Origin of the sequence: Enterobacter sp. TMH.L2, from assembly GCF_050847315.1 — a bacterium.
Taxonomy (GTDB): Bacteria; Pseudomonadota; Gammaproteobacteria; order Enterobacterales; family Enterobacteriaceae; genus Cedecea.
On record NZ_CP193791.1, the window covers coordinates 1,796,649 to 1,811,929 of the forward strand.

Consider the following 15,281-nt stretch of genomic DNA (forward strand, 5'->3'; position numbering starts at 1 on the left):
GTTTAATAAATGTGTTAGCTTATTACATTCTATTAATGAAATACTTTTTAGCGCCAGGAGAGACGCCAGATATAATGCTGGAACGTAACTTTTTTAGCTGGCGACGGGAAGCGCTCGAACTTTTCCTGTCAATTACTGAAGCCAGCGAATTACAAACTTTAGTTCAACAACAAACTCAGCGCCTCGAGTTTGATTATTTTTCGCTGTGTGTTCGGCACCCGGTGCCTTTTACGCGGCCTAAATTATCATTGCAGAGTTCTTATCCGCAAAAATGGCTGGAGTGGTACGTGACTGAAAACTATTTTGCCATTGACCCGGTATTGAAACAGTCTAATTTCATGCGGGGTGAAATAATCTGGAGCGATGCCCTGTTTGCTGAATCTCGTGAGCTTTGGGATGCCGCGCGCGATCACGGTCTGGCGACCGGGCGCACACATTGCGTGATGGCCCCTAATCGTACGGCGGGTTTTCTCTCCGTTTCACGCTCTGGCGTTCGCAAGGAACTTGTGTCGGAAGATGAACTTGGGCTGCGGCTGAGCTACCTTGCCGAGCTGAGTATGGCGACGTTAAATCGGCTGGACGATCCGTCGGTCGAGATGATTGACATGAAGCTCAGCAAGCGCGAAAGAGAGATTCTTCAGTGGACCGGCGAAGGGAAAACGTCGGCAGAAATTGCGATTATCCTGTCCATTTCTGAGAACACGGTGAACTTCCATCAGAAGAATATGCAGAAGAAATTCAACGCGCCAAACAAGACGCAGATAGCCTGCTATGCGGCGGCGATGGGGATTATCTGAACCTGGAGGGCAAGTGTTGCGTCAGGTGCTGACGGCTGGCGAACCCGGATTCTGCCAGCCGCCCCGGCTTATTGACGGTAAGCCTGTTTAATTTGCTTAACGGTATTGCTGAATACTTCAGCCTGAGTTGGGTCTTCCAGTTGAGCGATCTGCTTTTCCATTTTCAGGATAACGCGGCCCGCATCGGCCTGGCCCATAGCCTGCAGCATCAGGGTTAACAGCGTCTTCAGACAGGTGACTTCTTGTGCCAGTTCACGGGTGTTTTCGGCGGTGGAAAAATCTGGAGTGCTCATTTACTTTCCTCAATGCTTAGTTTGTACGCTGCCATTATGCACAGTGATATTCATAAGGCGGCGGAGTATACCATAACATTCATCAGAATTATTCATGTTCGACGAATGAGAATGCGTCTGAATGTTTATGGTAATAAACAACCCTTGCTCAGGGTTATTCCCGCAGGAAGCGATGAGAATTAAAAGAAATTGTTTCGCTCTCGTTTAACTAACGTTAAATAAAGAGAGAGAAGAAGGATTTTATTCTTGATGATGGTCGCATTTTGATAATTAGCTGTTTTTTAATCAGAGAATAATCGCCTGAACACGATGCTTAGAATGTTGAGGTGTGCCGCAGAAACAGATCTGAAAGTAAAGATATATTCTTCTTAAGTGTTAACAGAATGTGCTGACCGCAATTTGGATTTTAATGTTGCCGGAAAAACGTTAATATATGGCCAATTAGCTATCAGCAGCGTTATCCCTTTCTGGAGAATAGCCCTTTGATCAACGTTCTTCTTGTTGATGACCACGAACTGGTGCGCGCAGGGATACGACGCATTCTGGAAGAGATTAAAGGCATCAAAGTCTCGGGTGAAGTTAACTGCGGTGAGGATGCCATCAAATGGTGCCGCAGTAACCCGGTCGATGTCGTGTTAATGGATATGAATATGCCGGGGATAGGTGGCCTGGAAGCCACCCGTAAAATTGCCCGCTACTCTTCAGATATCAAAGTTATCATGTTGACTATCCACACTGAGAACCCGCTGCCTGCCAAAGTCATGCAGGCCGGTGCGGCAGGGTATCTAAGTAAAGGCGCAGCGCCTCAGGACGTGGTAAATGCCATTCGTTCCGTTAATGCGGGCCAGCGTTACATCGCCTCCGACATTGCCCAACAGATGGCCTTAAGCCAGATTGCACCCGAGGCAGAATCCCCCTTTGCCAGTTTGTCTGAGCGTGAATTACAGATTATGCTGATGATCACCAAAGGCCAGAAGGTCAATGAGATCTCTGAGCAGCTTAATCTCAGCCCTAAAACGGTGAACAGTTACCGCTACCGCATGTTTAGTAAACTGAATATCAGCGGGGACGTGGAGCTGACGCACCTGGCGATTCGCCACGGGTTATTCAATGCGGAGACGTTAATCAGCAGTGAGTGAACCTTTTGATTTCCGGGCTTTTCTCAAGACGGTAACCAGCCAGCCCGGCGTCTACCGCATGTACGATGCCGGCGGCACGGTTATCTATGTCGGCAAAGCTAAAGACCTGAAGAAACGCCTCTCCAGCTATTTCCGCACGAATCTTGCCAGCCGTAAAACTGAGGCGCTGGTGGCGTTGATCCAGCACATTGATGTCACGGTGACCCACACGGAAACCGAGGCTTTGCTGCTGGAGCACAATTACATCAAGCTCTATCAGCCGCGCTACAACGTGCTGCTGCGAGACGATAAATCCTATCCCTTTATCTTCCTGAGCGCCGACAGCCATCCGCGGCTGGCGATGCACCGCGGCGCGAAGCACGCGAAGGGAGAATACTTTGGCCCGTTTCCTAACGGATATGCGGTGCGGGAAACGCTGGCGCTGCTGCAAAAAGTCTTTCCGGTTCGCCAGTGTGAAAACAGCGTGTACCGCAACCGCTCGCGGCCTTGCCTTCAGTATCAAATCGGCCGCTGTCTTGGCCCCTGTGTTTCAGGCCTGGTCACAGAAGAAGACTATGCCCGGCAGGTGGACTATGTTCGCCTGTTTTTAGCCGGGAAGGACGACCAGGTGCTGACGCAGCTTATTTCCCGCATGGAAGCGGCGAGCAAAAATCTTGAATTTGAAGAGGCCGCGAGGATCCGCGATCAGATTCAGGCGGTCCGACGTATTACCGAAAAACAGTTTGTCTCCAACACCGGCGACGATCTGGACGTGATTGGTGTCTCCTTTGATGCGGGTATGGCCTGCGTACACGTCTTGTTCATTCGCCAGGGCAAAGTATTGGGCAGCCGCAGCTACTTCCCGAAAGTCCCGGCAGGCACCGAACTTAGCGAAGTGGTGGAGACGTTTGTCGGGCAGTTCTATCTCCAGGGCAGCCAGATGCGCACGCTGCCGTCTGAAATCCTGCTCGACTTCGCGCTGGCGGACAAATCTCTGCTGGCGGATTCGTTGAGCGAGCTCGCCGGGCGTAAAGTGAATGTGCAGACTAAACCTCGCGGCGATCGGGCGCGTTACCTGAAGCTTGCCCGCACCAACGCGGCAACGGCGCTGGTGACAAAGCTTTCTCAGCAATCCACCATCCAGCAGCGCCTGAAAGCGCTGGCCGAAGTGCTAAAACTTCCTGAAGTGAAGCGGATGGAGTGTTTTGATATCAGCCATACGATGGGGGAGCAAACCGTCGCTTCCTGCGTGGTGTTCGACAGTAACGGCCCGCTTCGGGCGGAATACCGCCGCTACAATATTACCGGTATTACGCCGGGGGACGACTACGCCGCCATGAATCAGGTGCTGCGCCGCCGCTACGGTAAAGCAATAGAAGAGAGCAAAATCCCGGACGTGATCCTGATCGACGGCGGGAAGGGGCAGTTGGGGCAGGCGAAGGCGGTGTTTGCCGAGCTGGACGTGCCCTGGGATAAACACCATCCTTTATTGTTGGGCGTGGCCAAAGGCAGCGACCGCAAAGCCGGGCTGGAAACATTATTCTTTGAGCCCGAAGGTGAGGGGTTCTCTTTACCGCCGGATTCTCCGGCGCTGCATGTGATCCAACACATTCGCGATGATTCACACGATCATGCGATCTCCGGCCACCGTAAAAAACGAGCGAAGGTGAAAAGCACGAGTTCGCTGGAGACGATTGAAGGCATCGGGCCAAAGCGCCGTCAGATGCTGCTGAAGTATATGGGCGGATTGCAACCGTTAATCAACGCCTCCATCGAGGAGATAGCAAAAGTGCCGGGCATCTCGCAGGCATTGGCAGAAAAGATCTACTACTCGTTGAAACATTAAGGGCTCTGTAGCAACATAGAGACAATTTCCACTTATGACAGATAGTTAACTGGCACTATGCGATTCAATATCCCAACACTGCTCACGCTGTTTCGTGTCATCCTTATCCCGTTCTTTGTGCTGGCGTTTTATCTGCCGTTCAACTGGGCACCTTTCCTTTGCGCTTTCATTTTTTGGCTGGCGGCCATAACCGATTGGTTTGACGGTTTTCTCGCGCGTCGCTGGAACCAAAGCACCCGCTTCGGCGCATTCCTCGATCCCGTTGCCGATAAGGTGATGGTGGTGGTGGCGCTGGTGCTGGTGGTAGAGCATTATCACGCCTGGTGGGTGACCTTGCCTGCGGCGACGATGATCGCCCGCGAGATCATTATTTCCGCGCTGCGTGAATGGATGGCGGAGATTGGTAAGCGCAGCCGTGTGGCGGTTTCCTGGATCGGTAAAACCAAAACAATGGCGCAAATGTTGGCGCTGATTGGCATGCTTTGGCGGCCAAACATGTGGATTGAGTACACCGGTATCGCGCTTTTCTTCGTTGCGGCGGTGCTAACGTTCTGGTCAATGTTCCAATATTTGGCCGCGGCACGCGGTGATTTGCTCGAACCGTGATCTATCCGACGCAAAATTCAGCAAACGATTCGTGGTGTTAGAAAATTTCATTGACTCATTGCGTCAGGTAAGTAGAATGCAACGCATCGAAAGGCAGCAAGGTTTGCCGGAAGATAATAAAATCAAGTGATTAGCTTAATAGCCACCAACAGTCACTTGTATAAAAAGCGGGAATAGCTCAGTTGGTAGAGCACGACCTTGCCAAGGTCGGGGTCGCGAGTTCGAGTCTCGTTTCCCGCTCCAAATTCAGGTAATAGACTTTCTGTTGCCGCCTGAAAAGGCAAAAGATTTTGGCGCGTTAGCAAAGCGGTTATGTAGCGGATTGCAAATCCGTCTAGTCCGGTTCGACTCCGGAACGCGCCTCCAATTTCTTCCCGAGCCCGGATGGTGAAATCGGTAGACACAAGGGATTTAAAATCCCTCGGCTTATGGCTGTGCGGGTTCAAGTCCCGCTCCGGGTACCATGGGAATAAAAAGAATAAAATCAATGATAAGCAGTGTCGTGTAAACCACCTTCGGGTGGTTTTTTATTGCCTGCGATTTGCCATTCTGAAAATTATCCTGCCTGTTCCGCTAAAAGCATGCCATGCTAAACCCTTCCCTGGCATTCCATCTGGTAACGATGAACATTTTCTCCCGACACCCATTTGATGTCGCTTTCCAGGGCCGCGCGCTCAAGGCTGACAGCATTTTCGCCAGTAAAGGCCACGTCCTGATGATCCACGGAGGTTCAAAAGACCGCGAGGCGAGCCTTCGGTACCGGCACTTAATGGCTGAGCTGGGTTTTGGCAGCACGGCTTTTGATTGTATCGGGCATGGGGAAACTGGCGGCGATCTCTCTCAATCTTCTTTAATCAGCCGCACAGACCAGGCCCTTGCGGTTGCCGAACATTTAGGTTCTCAACTGACCGGCTGCATGGGCGTCAGCATGGGGGCGTACAACGCTTTGCAACTGAGCCAATCCGTGTCTCTGCGTTCCCTTATCCTGATGGTGCCGGGCGTGTATCACCCTTCGGCTTACCGGGTAAACTTCGGGCCTGAATTTTCCGCCATTATCCGCCAGCCGCGAAGCTGGGCCGACAGTGACGCCTGGCAGGCCGTGACTGAGTTTGGCGGTAATGTTCTGGTCATCGCCGCGGCTGAAGACCGGGTGATCCCGGCGGAGATCCCGCCCCGGCTTTATGATTCGACGTCGGGGCAGGGCAAACATGCTTTGCTGACCGTGCCGGGTGCCGACCACAACAGCGTCTGGCAGGCGCTGCAGCACGATCCCCCGCTCTACGAAAAAACCTGTCAATTATTGGTGGAATGCCTGACGAAAGCGGAATGAAAATGACTCGTCGCGCGTAGAACGGGTACACTACGCCAAATTTTATTCAAAACGCGAGACGAGGAAGCCAAAAATGACCCAGGGCCCGCTGAACGAAGACGAAATTATTTGGCTGGATGACATTCTGCTGAAGTACGGCACCGCGCATTCGGTGATTGATGTAGCCGAGCTGGATGGGCTGCTCACGGCGCTGCTGTCAGGTCCAACTGTGACCGAACCTGCTACCGTGCTGAGGGCGGTATGGGGCGGCGATGTCGAGCCGGAATGGGAAAGCAAAGAAGAGCTGACGCGCTTTAGCGTACTGGTGTTCCAGCATATGAACGACATTGCCGAACGCCTGGCGGAGTATCCGGGGCAGTTTGAGCCTCTGTTTGGTACCAGCGAAGTGGATAACCGCGAAATCACCATCGTGGAAGAGTGGTGCTACGGCTACATGCGCGGTGTGTCACTGGAAAGCTGGCCTGCGCTGCCGGCAGAACTTCAGCCAGAGCTGGAGGCGATTGCCCTGCATGGGCTGGAAGAGAATGAAGCGAAGTTTGAAAGCCTGACGCCGGAAGCATTTCTGGCGAGCATTGAGGCGATTAAACCTGCGGCACTGGCGTTATACGGATACTGGCACAGCCAGCGAAACGGCGGGGCGCTGCACTAAAATGAAAATAGCAGGCCGCAATGGCCTGCTACTTAACGGCAATTAAGCCTGAGCGTCCAGCGTGGCCAGCTCTTTATCGACAAAGTAAAGGCCTTCGCCGCTTTTGCCCACCAGGCTGAGTTTATCCAGCACGGATTTAAACAGTTTTTCTTCTTCATGCTGCTCGGCAACATACCACTGCAGGAAATTAAAGGTTGGATAATCCTGAGAGGTCATTGCGGAATGGACCAGAGCATTAATCTGACGCGTAATTAACTGCTCGTGCTCGTAGGTCGCTTTAAATAATTCGGCCAGTGAAGCGTATTCTAAATACGGGGACTGAATGGCGTTAATACGCGGCATGCTCCCGGTATCATTTAAATATGCAAACAGACGCTGCATGTGCTCCATCTCTTCCTGAGCGTGGCGGCGCAGGAACGCGGCAGCCCCTTCGAAGCTGTGATAGCTGCACCAGGCGCTCATCTGCTGGTAAAGCAGGGAGGAGTAGAGTTCAAGGTTCATCTGCTCGTTCAGTTTTTCAATCATTTCCGTCTTCAGCATCACAGGCTCCATATTTTTTGAGGGGCGTTAATATGGCGCTACTTTAATTATTAATTTTCAATAATGCAAAGAAATTGTTAATTATATTAGTGTAATGAGAATGGTTGTTACTATTATTTTATTTGTGACAAAATGAATTAATAATGAGAATTAATCTTGTTCCGCTTCGCTATTTTATTGCCAAATAATGTGTCATGAATTAGTCATATTTAGCCGCGCAAAATGGTAACCATGCTAAGAGTAAGCCCATGTTGTCATTGGAAAATCTTATGGCTAAATATTCTTATGTCCGCCATTTACCTGACGCGGGAGCTGTGGCTAAATACGTTTCTTTCAAAATTAGACTGCACATGAATATTCTTCATTTTCTTCTCGCACTTTTTGTCATCATGGGACTGGCGTGGCTGGTGAGCTTCGATCGTAAAACCATCCGCATCCGCTATTTGTTACAACTTGTCGTCATTGAAGGCCTGCTGGCGTTCTTCTTCCTGCACTCCGACAGCGGCTTGTGGGTGATTAACGGCGTGTCCGGTTTCTTTGGCCACCTTCTGACCTTCGCCGGGCAGGGCAGCGACTTCGTCTTTGGCGGCATGAGCAAAGCGGGCCTGGCCTTTATCTTCCTTGGCGTGCTGTGCCCGATTATCTTTATCTCGGCGCTGATCGGGATCCTGCAGCACTTCCGCATTCTGCCTATTATTATTCGCATTGTCGGTACGCTGCTTTCTAAAGTGAACGGCATGGGCAAGCTGGAATCATTCAATGCCGTGAGCTCGCTGATTCTGGGTCAGTCCGAAAACTTCATCGCCTACAAAGGCGTACTGGGCGATCTAAGCTCTCGCCGCCTGTTCACCATGGCCGCAACGGCGATGTCCACGGTTTCACTGTCCATCGTCGGGGCCTACATGACGATGCTGGAGCCGAAGTATGTGGTTGCGGCGCTGATCCTGAATATGTTCAGCACGTTCATTATCCTGTCGATCATTAACCCGACCCGCCCGGGAGCTGAGCCAGAAATCAAGCTTGAGAAGCTGCACGAATCCCAAAGCTTCTTTGAAATGCTGGGGGAATACATCCTCGCAGGTTTCAAAGTGGCGATGATTATTCTGGCGATGCTGATTGGTTTTATCGCGCTTATCAGCGCCATTAATGCGCTGTTCGCGACGGTCTTCGGTCTGAGCTTCCAGCAAATTCTGGGCTACGTTTTCTATCCGTTTGCCTGGCTGGTGGGTATTCCTCAGGCGGATGCGCTGAAAGCGGCCGGCATTATGGCGACCAAGCTGGTGGCGAACGAATTTGTGGCGATGATTGAGCTGCAGAAGATCATGGCGACGCTGTCGCCGCGCGGGCTGGGGATCCTGTCGGTCTTCCTGGTGTCGTTCGCTAACTTTGCTTCCATCGGGATTGTGGCCGGGGCTATTAAAGGGCTGAACGAAAAGCAGGGGAACGTGGTGTCTCGCTTTGGCCTGCGCCTGGTGTACGGCGCGACGCTGGTCAGCCTGCTGTCCGCGGCGTTTGCCGGACTGGTTCTGTAAAAACAAAAAACGGCGGGTTTCCCCGCCGTTTCTTTAACGCAAAATCATCAGAACGCGGCGCAGACCGGCTGGTCAATGCGCATCACGGATTCCTGCGCAAAGCGAGTTTTATAGATAGAGCGCAGTTCGTCTACCTTTTTGCTGCTCTCCGCATCGCTGCCGCGAATCAGCATGATCGCCTTGCTCGGTTCGTGGGTCACTTCACCCTTAGCATTCAGCCACTGGCCTTTGGCGTCATATTCGGTCAGCCCTTCGCGGAAGCGCGGGGTCACGTCTTTATCCACGAAGCTACGCCATTCATTGGCGGTAATTTCCGCGCCGGATGGGCGGCTGATACCGAAATAGAGCGTGGTTTGCGTCATCTGATCGCCTGCCTGGCACTGTTTAGCCGGGGCGGTAACCGCCGATGTGGTTTTCGCTGGCGTGACGCAGCCCGTCAGAGCCAGAGCTAATGCCCCGGCCAGTGTTGCTTTATAAAATACCATTATCCACCTGTCTTGCTGTCATCATCATTATTAAAATTAAATGCGGAATGATTCCGCCGCGATATAAAATTACAATTCCGCACTTTTCGCAAGTCGCCGAGCATCAATAGGGCAATAATAATCCCGCAGATGCCGCTGCAGGACAGCACCCACTGCGCCGGGAAGTATCCGGCAATCGTTCCCGTGACCAGCGGGACGACTAACGTAATGCCGAGCTGCAGTCGCCAGGTTGCCGCCATAGCGGCGCCGACCTGTGGGCCAGGGAAACTGTCCATCACGTTGAGCGTGGCGACCAGATAGAACCAGTTACTGAACAAATGAGCGATGACGATCAGCGGCACCGCCAGCCACAAAGTGCCCGAGTAACCCACGGCGAAATAACACAAAGTAAAAAGCAGCAGCGCCAGCATTAGCGGGAAGCTTTTACCCGCCCGGTTGCGCACCTGTTTTTCGCTGAGCAGGAGCGGGGCGAGCAGTTGCCCAGCGCTACGGGCAAACAGCAGCGCCAGGCCATTGGCCGCGTTATCACCCGGCAACGCAGGAGTCAGAGCCGGGAGCAAAGCCATCACGGGGGCGCCGACCAGCGCAAGGCTGGGCAACAGCAACAGGCTGCGCTTTTGCTCCGGGGTAACGTTCTGCCAGCTAAACTCCTCGCTTTCGTCTGGGGCGCTGTCTTCTTCTCCCTTCATAACAAAGGCCGCCGAGGCGTACCAGAGCAGCCCTATGGCAACGATGAAACTGATCGCATCCAGCAGCAGCATCAGCCAGAGGCTGACGTGGCCATATAATAATGTCCCAAGCCCCACGCCGAAGATAACGTTGGCGGCAAACACCAGCGTTTCAACGCCTGCGGCGGCGGGCATTAGCGCTTTAGATAAACCTTGTTTGAAAAGCTGACTTAAGGCCGGCACCGTCAGGCCGGTGCTAAAAGCGGCGGCGGCCTGGCTTAGCAACAGCAAGCCTGGGTGTTCATTCCACAGCGCAAGGCACGGCAGAAGCAGCCCTGTAAGACCGAAAACTTCGCCGAGAAGCAGCACAGAAAACGCCGGCCAGCGCTTTAATAACCACACGCCAGCAAAGCTGGCAGGTAAGCCGGGCGCAAGGGAAAGGACGTAAGCAAGAGAAAGCCAGGCGGGGGTAGCGTGACTGTTTAACAGCTGACTGAAGACCAGAACGTAAGTCAGGCCGTTACCCACAGAAGAAAACAGCAGCGCCAGTCCGAGCAGCGTGAACCAGCGGTGCTGGCGCAGGGCGCGTAGCAATAAAAGAAGCATGTTAAGCTCCTGATGAAAAAATAGAGTCAAACCGCCGTGGGAAAACGGCAGCGCGAGATATTTATCGTCAGGAACGGGTTACATTGGCGTCAGGCTTCTCTTTGTACAGTTGTCTCTAAAAATAGAGGAGTATTGGTAGATTACCAGTTGCTGGTGACGCCCGCATACTGTGGGCCGGTCACGCCGCGGCACTGGTATTCCAGCACCACCTGGGTGTTCAGGCAAAGGGTGCCGCTGTAGGTGGTACAGGTCTTGATATCGCTGCCGTAAGGGAGTGCGCTGGCATAGCCCCATTGCTGGCACTGACGCGATGCCGTGGACTGGGCGAGGAATTTATCCACTTTGGCCGTTTGCAGCGGCGGCAGGCTATAGGCGAGGCGAACAACACCGGCAGGCTCATTGGCATTGAGCGGAACAGGTGTTTTGCTTACGGTGCATCCGCTCAGTAACAGGGCGGTAACGGCCAGATAAATGCGCTTCATCGTTGATTCATACCTCATACTTAACCGCCTTCATGGTAGCACGCGTGGCGGGCAGAAAAGCCTGTTCGATTAGGCGGGCCGTAAATTCCATAAATTTCGAATTTTAAATAACCCTTAATTCAAATTACGAAATAAAAACTTTTTACCTAACGTAAATTCCCCACAAAATACGCGGCGATTTTTTGATCAAAAACGCGTCAAGTTTTGCTGAACCGTGCCGACAATAGCGCTACGGCGCGATTTAATTTCACTTATGCAGGTATACGAGGGAATAAATCAGGACGCGCGTCGCTAAAGCCGCACAGGAAGTGCATTTTATTTTTTACCGGGGAACCAAAAAATGAACATTGTTCGCAATATTAAAATTCGCGCGATGGTGGTGCTGATACAAATCTTTTCCACGCTGGCATGGATCTGCGTGGCGGGCGCGACGCTATGGCTATTACATAACCTCAAGCAACAGCTTGCGCTGAGCCCGGATCAGCTCACGTGGATTAACACGGCCCAACGGATGCTGATTATCTCCATTGCTATCAGCATTGCGATCGTCATTTTTACAGAACGCTACCTGTGGTTTTGCCTGGTAAAGCCGGTTAATACGATCCGCCACCACATGCATGTCCTGGCGCAGGGAGAACTGGCTGCCACGCTGCCGGATTTGGGGCGCAACTGTATTGGCCTGATGGTGCCGCCGATTCAAAAAATGCAGGAAAACTGGCAAAGGGCGGTGAGCCGCATCCGGGACAGCGCCGAGGCTATTCGCACCAACGCCACCGAAGTGTCCGGGGTTAACACTGACCTGTCATCCCGTTCTGAGCAACAGGCCGCCGCGCTGGAGCAGACCAGTGCCAGCATGGCGCAGCTGAACAGCACGGTGAAGCTGAACGCCGACAATGCAAATCACGCCAGCCACCTCGCACAGAATGCCACCAACACTGCGGTAAACGGCGGGGATTCGGTGAAGCAGGTAGTGAAGACCATGGATGTGATTGCCAGCAGCGCGAACAAAATTGTCGATATCACCACGGTGATTAACAGCATTGCGTTCCAGACCAACATTCTGGCGCTAAATGCCGCGGTGGAGGCGGCAAGGGCGGGAGAGCAGGGCAAAGGCTTTGCGGTCGTCGCCAGCGAGGTACGTAATCTGGCCAGCAGAAGCGCCGGGGCCGCAAAAGAGATTGAAACCCTGCTCAACGATTCGGTCAGTAATATTCACACCGGGTCGCAGCAGGTGCGTAAGGCGGGGGAGGCAATGGATGAGATCCTCCGCGCCGTGAAGCAGGTGAATGACATCATGGGGGAGATTGCCAGCGCGTCCCTCGAGCAAAGTCAGGGCATCGGGCAGGTCGGGATCGCCGTTCGGGAAATGGACAGCGTGACGCAGCAGAACGTGAATCTGGTCCAGAAGTCGGTGCTCTCTTCCGTTGAACTGGAGAAACAGGCGCACCACCTGCATGACGCGGTGGCAATGTTCCGGCTTAACGCAGTCTGAAAACCACGCATGTGACAAAGCAGCCTCCGGGCTGCTTTTTTTACGTCTTAAACAGGCGCGGAAACAAAAATATGTGACGCAGATGGGGGAAATAATATTCCCCGCAGGCATTGGCGTCAGGCACCGTGCGGATAGTTAAAAATCGGCTAAGCTTATGCTTTTTAGGCACATTTACAAGCGATCGCGAGTGTCGCACTATGCGGGCTCTTATTGAGCAAGGAGTTTCTGAAGCAATGCGTAAACCTCTGGTATTGTCGGCGCTGGTCGCCGCGCTGGCCCTGGCCTTAAGCGGCTGTGATGACGCTAAAAAAGAGACCGCGGCGGCCCCCGCCCCGGCAAAAGAAGCGCAGCAGGGCGGCAGCCTGATAATCGGTATCACCTCCGGCGATCCGCTGGCCATGAACCCGCTGTACGCCAGCGATCGGACTACGTTAACCATCATGCAGGCGCTTTACTCGCCGCTGTACAGCTACAACGGCGACAAGATCGAATGGGGCCTGGCGGAAAGCCTGACGCCGTCAGCCGACAACCTCACCTGGACGCTGAAACTCAAGCCTGACCTGAAATGGCAGGATGGGCAGCCGATTACCGCCGATGACGTGGTGTTCACCTTTAATAAACTGCTGGATGAAAAGCAGCATAGCTTCTTCCGCAGCATGTTTGTTTATGGCAACCAGCCCCTGAGCGTGAGCAAAGTGGATCCGCTCACGGTTAAATTTACGCTGCCTCAGGTCAGCGCCGCCTTTGCCGGTACGCTGGTGCAAATCTTCCCGATCCCACAACATATCTTCGGCAGCGAAGCAGGCGATCTGGAAAAGAGCACCCGCAATGATGCGCCCGTCGGCTCCGGTCCGTTCAAGTTCAAAGAGTACCGGGCGGGTCAGTACTACGCCCTGACGCGGTTTGATGATTACTGGAACGGTAAACCGAAACTCGACTCGGTCACCTACCGCTTTGCAAAGGACGCCAACTCTGCCAACCTCGCGCTGCAGAACGGTGAGATCAATCTCAAGATGGTCGATCCGCAGGATGTTTCGCGCCTGAAAGCCACCGGCAAGTTTGATTTTGTTATTTACCCGGAAGGCCGCCTGGCCTACATGACTTTCAACCAGAACGTTGACAGCATGAAGAGCAAAGATCTTCGTCAGGCCATCGCCTACGCGCTGAATAAAGATGACCTTGTGCAAACGGCGTTCACCTCTCTCGATTACGCCAAACCTGCGGCTTCTATTCTGACCCCGGATACCCTCTACCAGACCAGCGATGTGGAACCGTACAAGTTCGATCTCGATAAAGCCAAAGCGTTGTTCAAAGCGTCCGGGCAGCCGGAGGGCGTGAAGCTGCGCCTGGCCTACATCAACAGAAATAAAACCCAGGAAAGCATGGGGCTGTACATTCAGCAGCAGCTGAAGGCGATAGGCATCAACGTTGAACTGCTGCCGCTGGATGCGAACGCGATGTCCCAGCGCAGTCAGGACATGAAAAACACGGCCTATGAACTAAGCCTGGGCGGTTACATCATGGGCGCTGAGCCGGACGGCTATAAGTCGCTGTATATGAGCAACGAAGCCTATAACTACGCGCACTATAAAAACCCGGCGTTTGATGCGCTGTGGGAGCAGGGCGCAATGGAAACGGATGCGGCGAAGCGCGCGGCTATCTACAAGCAGATCCAGCAAACCGTCGCCAGCGATATGGCCTGGTACCCGATTGCCTACACCAACGCGGTTGTGGCGGTGGACAAACGTTTTGGCGGCACGCAAGAAGCCGAGCCTAAGCCCGTGTATATGTTCCAGGATCTGTCGAAAATTTATCAACAATAACAATGAGTGATCCTCCGCCCGGCCGGTTTGTGCTGGGCGGGCGGAGGAAGGCGAAACTATGAATAACCTTCTTTTCCGGCGCTTACTGCAGCTGCTCCCGATGCTGCTTTTTATCTCGCTGGTCTCTTTTTTACTGGTGAAGTTGGCCCCCGGCGATCCTGTGCAGGCGTATATCACCCCGCGCATGAGCCCGGAGGATATCGAACGCATCCGCCAGAGCATGGGGCTGGATAAGCCGCTGCCGGTGCAGTACCTGCTGTGGCTGAAAAATCTGCTGCAGGGCGATCTCGGCTACTCCCTGATTTACCACCGTCCGGTGCTGACGATGATCGGTGAGCGTATCCCGGCCACGCTTGGCCTGATGGGCGCGTCCTTGTTGTTAGCTATCCTGCTGGCGATCCCGCTGGGGCTACTGGCGGGGGCGTACAAACACCGCTGGCTCGACCATGTTCTGAACCTGTTCGCTTACGTCGGGATCTCGGTGCCGATCTTCTGGTTTGGCATCCTGCTGATTACCGTGTTTTCGGTGCAGCTGAACTGGCTGCCGAGCATGGGGATGCGAACCATCGGCGCGGAGGACTCCTGGCTCGATGTGATTCGTCACGGCATTCTGCCCTGCATCGCGCTGACGTTTTACAACCTCTCCAGCTATGTGCGCTACATCCGGTCGAACACCATTAGCCAGCTGTCCGCCGACTATGTGCAAACCCAGCTGGCCTACGGGGCAACCCGGCGCACTATTCTGTTCCGGCATGTGCTGAAGAACGTGCTGCTGCCGGTGATCACGCTGTTTGGCCTCTCTTTTGGCGAGCTGGTGGTGGGCGCCTACGTGACGGAAAGCGTCTTTTCCTGGCCGGGGATGGGGCTGCTGGGGATCCAGGCCATCACCTCCCTCGACTACCCGCTGATCATGGCCATTATTCTGCTCTCAGCGTTGATGCTGATTGTGGGGAATCTGCTGGCCGATCTTCTGTATCGCGTGGCGGACCCGCGCATTAAGGCGCTGAGGTAACC

At 53.5% G+C, this 15,281-nt stretch carries 15 protein-coding genes and 3 tRNA genes; 13 read left to right on the forward strand and 5 right to left on the reverse strand.

Features of this window, described 5'->3' with window-relative positions; translation table 11 throughout:
- The first annotated feature begins 74 nt into the window (after nucleotides 1-74).
- Nucleotides 75-797 carry a quorum-sensing transcriptional regulator SdiA gene (gene sdiA, locus ACREYP_RS08590; protein ID WP_008453832.1) on the forward strand — a complete coding sequence of 241 codons (723 nt, stop codon included), beginning with the start codon at nucleotides 75-77 and terminating at the stop codon, nucleotides 795-797.
- 68 nt (nucleotides 798-865) lie between these two features.
- Here the strand turns inward: sdiA and ACREYP_RS08595 are convergent, their stop codons facing one another.
- Complete coding sequence (locus ACREYP_RS08595) at nucleotides 866-1,090, reverse strand: DUF2594 family protein (protein ID WP_008453834.1); 225 nt, start codon at nucleotides 1,088-1,090, stop codon at nucleotides 866-868.
- Nucleotides 1,091-1,572: 482 nt separating this feature from the next.
- Here ACREYP_RS08595 and uvrY point away from each other — a divergent pair, with 482 nt between their 5' ends.
- The 8 genes from uvrY to ACREYP_RS08635 all read left to right on the forward strand — a co-directional run bounded on the left by uvrY (nucleotide 1,573) and on the right by ACREYP_RS08635 (nucleotide 6,639).
- Nucleotides 1,573-2,229 (forward strand): UvrY/SirA/GacA family response regulator transcription factor, encoded by a 657-nt coding sequence (uvrY, locus tag ACREYP_RS08600; protein ID WP_008453836.1) that lies wholly within the window; start codon nucleotides 1,573-1,575, stop codon nucleotides 2,227-2,229.
- Complete coding sequence (gene uvrC, locus ACREYP_RS08605; protein WP_336818048.1) at nucleotides 2,222-4,054, forward strand: excinuclease ABC subunit UvrC; 1,833 nt, start codon at nucleotides 2,222-2,224, stop codon at nucleotides 4,052-4,054. Before uvrY ends, uvrC begins: the two co-directional genes overlap by 8 nt.
- A 57-nt stretch (nucleotides 4,055-4,111) precedes the next feature.
- Nucleotides 4,112-4,660 (forward strand): CDP-diacylglycerol--glycerol-3-phosphate 3-phosphatidyltransferase, encoded by a 549-nt coding sequence (gene pgsA, locus ACREYP_RS08610; protein ID WP_008453839.1) that lies wholly within the window; start codon nucleotides 4,112-4,114, stop codon nucleotides 4,658-4,660.
- Nucleotides 4,661-4,827: 167 nt separating this feature from the next.
- Nucleotides 4,828-4,903 (forward strand) — tRNA-Gly (locus ACREYP_RS08615).
- 49 nt (nucleotides 4,904-4,952) lie between these two features.
- Nucleotides 4,953-5,026: transfer RNA gene (locus tag ACREYP_RS08620), tRNA-Cys, on the forward strand.
- A 12-nt stretch (nucleotides 5,027-5,038) separates the two neighbouring features.
- Nucleotides 5,039-5,124 (forward strand) — tRNA-Leu (locus ACREYP_RS08625).
- Nucleotides 5,125-5,246: 122 nt separating this feature from the next.
- Nucleotides 5,247-5,990, forward strand: coding sequence for an alpha/beta hydrolase (locus ACREYP_RS08630; RefSeq protein ID WP_008453840.1), 744 nt, complete (start codon nucleotides 5,247-5,249; stop codon nucleotides 5,988-5,990).
- A gap of 73 nt (nucleotides 5,991-6,063) precedes the next feature.
- On the forward strand, nucleotides 6,064-6,639 hold the full coding sequence (locus ACREYP_RS08635) for a UPF0149 family protein (protein WP_008453841.1): 576 nt from the start codon (nucleotides 6,064-6,066) through the stop codon (nucleotides 6,637-6,639).
- Nucleotides 6,640-6,681: 42 nt separating this feature from the next.
- Here the strand turns inward: ACREYP_RS08635 and ftnA are convergent, their stop codons facing one another.
- Nucleotides 6,682-7,179, reverse strand: a complete 498-nt coding sequence (ftnA, locus tag ACREYP_RS08640; RefSeq protein ID WP_008453843.1) for a non-heme ferritin — start codon at nucleotides 7,177-7,179, stop codon at nucleotides 6,682-6,684.
- 350 nt (nucleotides 7,180-7,529) lie between these two features.
- Here ftnA and ACREYP_RS08645 point away from each other — a divergent pair, with 350 nt between their 5' ends.
- Nucleotides 7,530-8,711 carry a NupC/NupG family nucleoside CNT transporter gene (locus ACREYP_RS08645; protein WP_008453845.1) on the forward strand — a complete coding sequence of 394 codons (1,182 nt, stop codon included), beginning with the start codon at nucleotides 7,530-7,532 and terminating at the stop codon, nucleotides 8,709-8,711.
- 47 nt (nucleotides 8,712-8,758) lie between these two features.
- Here the strand turns inward: ACREYP_RS08645 and ACREYP_RS08650 are convergent, their stop codons facing one another.
- From ACREYP_RS08650 to yecR, 3 genes are all read right to left on the reverse strand, one after another.
- Complete coding sequence (locus ACREYP_RS08650) at nucleotides 8,759-9,196, reverse strand: DUF3574 domain-containing protein (RefSeq protein ID WP_008453847.1); 438 nt, start codon at nucleotides 9,194-9,196, stop codon at nucleotides 8,759-8,761.
- Nucleotides 9,196-10,470: an MFS transporter gene (locus ACREYP_RS08655; protein ID WP_336818049.1), complete on the reverse strand. Its 1,275-nt coding sequence runs from the start codon at nucleotides 10,468-10,470 to the stop codon at nucleotides 9,196-9,198. Before ACREYP_RS08655 ends, ACREYP_RS08650 begins: the two co-directional genes overlap by 1 nt.
- Before the next feature lie 140 nt (nucleotides 10,471-10,610).
- A complete protein-coding gene (yecR, locus tag ACREYP_RS08660) occupies nucleotides 10,611-10,970 on the reverse strand; it encodes a YecR family lipoprotein (protein ID WP_034807343.1) in 360 nt (119 codons plus the stop codon).
- A 322-nt stretch (nucleotides 10,971-11,292) separates the two neighbouring features.
- Between yecR and ACREYP_RS08665 the strand changes: the two genes are divergently transcribed.
- From ACREYP_RS08665 to ACREYP_RS08675, 3 genes are all read left to right on the forward strand, one after another.
- Nucleotides 11,293-12,444: a methyl-accepting chemotaxis protein gene (locus ACREYP_RS08665; RefSeq protein ID WP_008453853.1), complete on the forward strand. Its 1,152-nt coding sequence runs from the start codon at nucleotides 11,293-11,295 to the stop codon at nucleotides 12,442-12,444.
- 233 nt (nucleotides 12,445-12,677) lie between these two features.
- On the forward strand, nucleotides 12,678-14,267 hold the full coding sequence (locus ACREYP_RS08670) for an ABC transporter substrate-binding protein (protein WP_498881260.1): 1,590 nt from the start codon (nucleotides 12,678-12,680) through the stop codon (nucleotides 14,265-14,267).
- Nucleotides 14,268-14,325: 58 nt separating this feature from the next.
- Nucleotides 14,326-15,279, forward strand: a complete 954-nt coding sequence (locus tag ACREYP_RS08675; protein ID WP_008453857.1) for an ABC transporter permease — start codon at nucleotides 14,326-14,328, stop codon at nucleotides 15,277-15,279.
- Nucleotides 15,280-15,281: the final 2 nt, after the last annotated feature.

Excerpts from the sequence above, each read along its gene's own strand:
- ACREYP_RS08595 (WP_008453834.1), bottom strand. The coding sequence starts at position 1,090 with ATGAGCACTCCAGATTTTTCCACCGCCGAAAACACCCGTGAACTGGCA.
- ACREYP_RS08665 (WP_008453853.1), top strand. The coding sequence starts at position 11,293 with ATGAACATTGTTCGCAATATTAAAATTCGCGCGATGGTGGTGCTGATA.
- ftnA (WP_008453843.1), bottom strand. The coding sequence starts at position 7,179 with ATGCTGAAGACGGAAATGATTGAAAAACTGAACGAGCAGATGAACCTT.
- pgsA (WP_008453839.1), top strand. The coding sequence starts at position 4,112 with ATGCGATTCAATATCCCAACACTGCTCACGCTGTTTCGTGTCATCCTT.
- sdiA (WP_008453832.1), top strand. The coding sequence starts at position 75 with ATGCTGGAACGTAACTTTTTTAGCTGGCGACGGGAAGCGCTCGAACTT.
- ACREYP_RS08675 (WP_008453857.1), top strand. The coding sequence starts at position 14,326 with ATGAATAACCTTCTTTTCCGGCGCTTACTGCAGCTGCTCCCGATGCTG.
- ACREYP_RS08630 (WP_008453840.1), top strand. The coding sequence starts at position 5,247 with ATGCTAAACCCTTCCCTGGCATTCCATCTGGTAACGATGAACATTTTC.
- ACREYP_RS08655 (WP_336818049.1), bottom strand. The coding sequence starts at position 10,470 with ATGCTTCTTTTATTGCTACGCGCCCTGCGCCAGCACCGCTGGTTCACG.
- ACREYP_RS08635 (WP_008453841.1), top strand. The coding sequence starts at position 6,064 with ATGACCCAGGGCCCGCTGAACGAAGACGAAATTATTTGGCTGGATGAC.
- yecR (WP_034807343.1), bottom strand. The coding sequence starts at position 10,970 with ATGAGGTATGAATCAACGATGAAGCGCATTTATCTGGCCGTTACCGCC.
- ACREYP_RS08650 (WP_008453847.1), bottom strand. The coding sequence starts at position 9,196 with ATGGTATTTTATAAAGCAACACTGGCCGGGGCATTAGCTCTGGCTCTG.
- ACREYP_RS08645 (WP_008453845.1), top strand. The coding sequence starts at position 7,530 with ATGAATATTCTTCATTTTCTTCTCGCACTTTTTGTCATCATGGGACTG.
- ACREYP_RS08670 (WP_498881260.1), top strand. The coding sequence starts at position 12,678 with ATGCGTAAACCTCTGGTATTGTCGGCGCTGGTCGCCGCGCTGGCCCTG.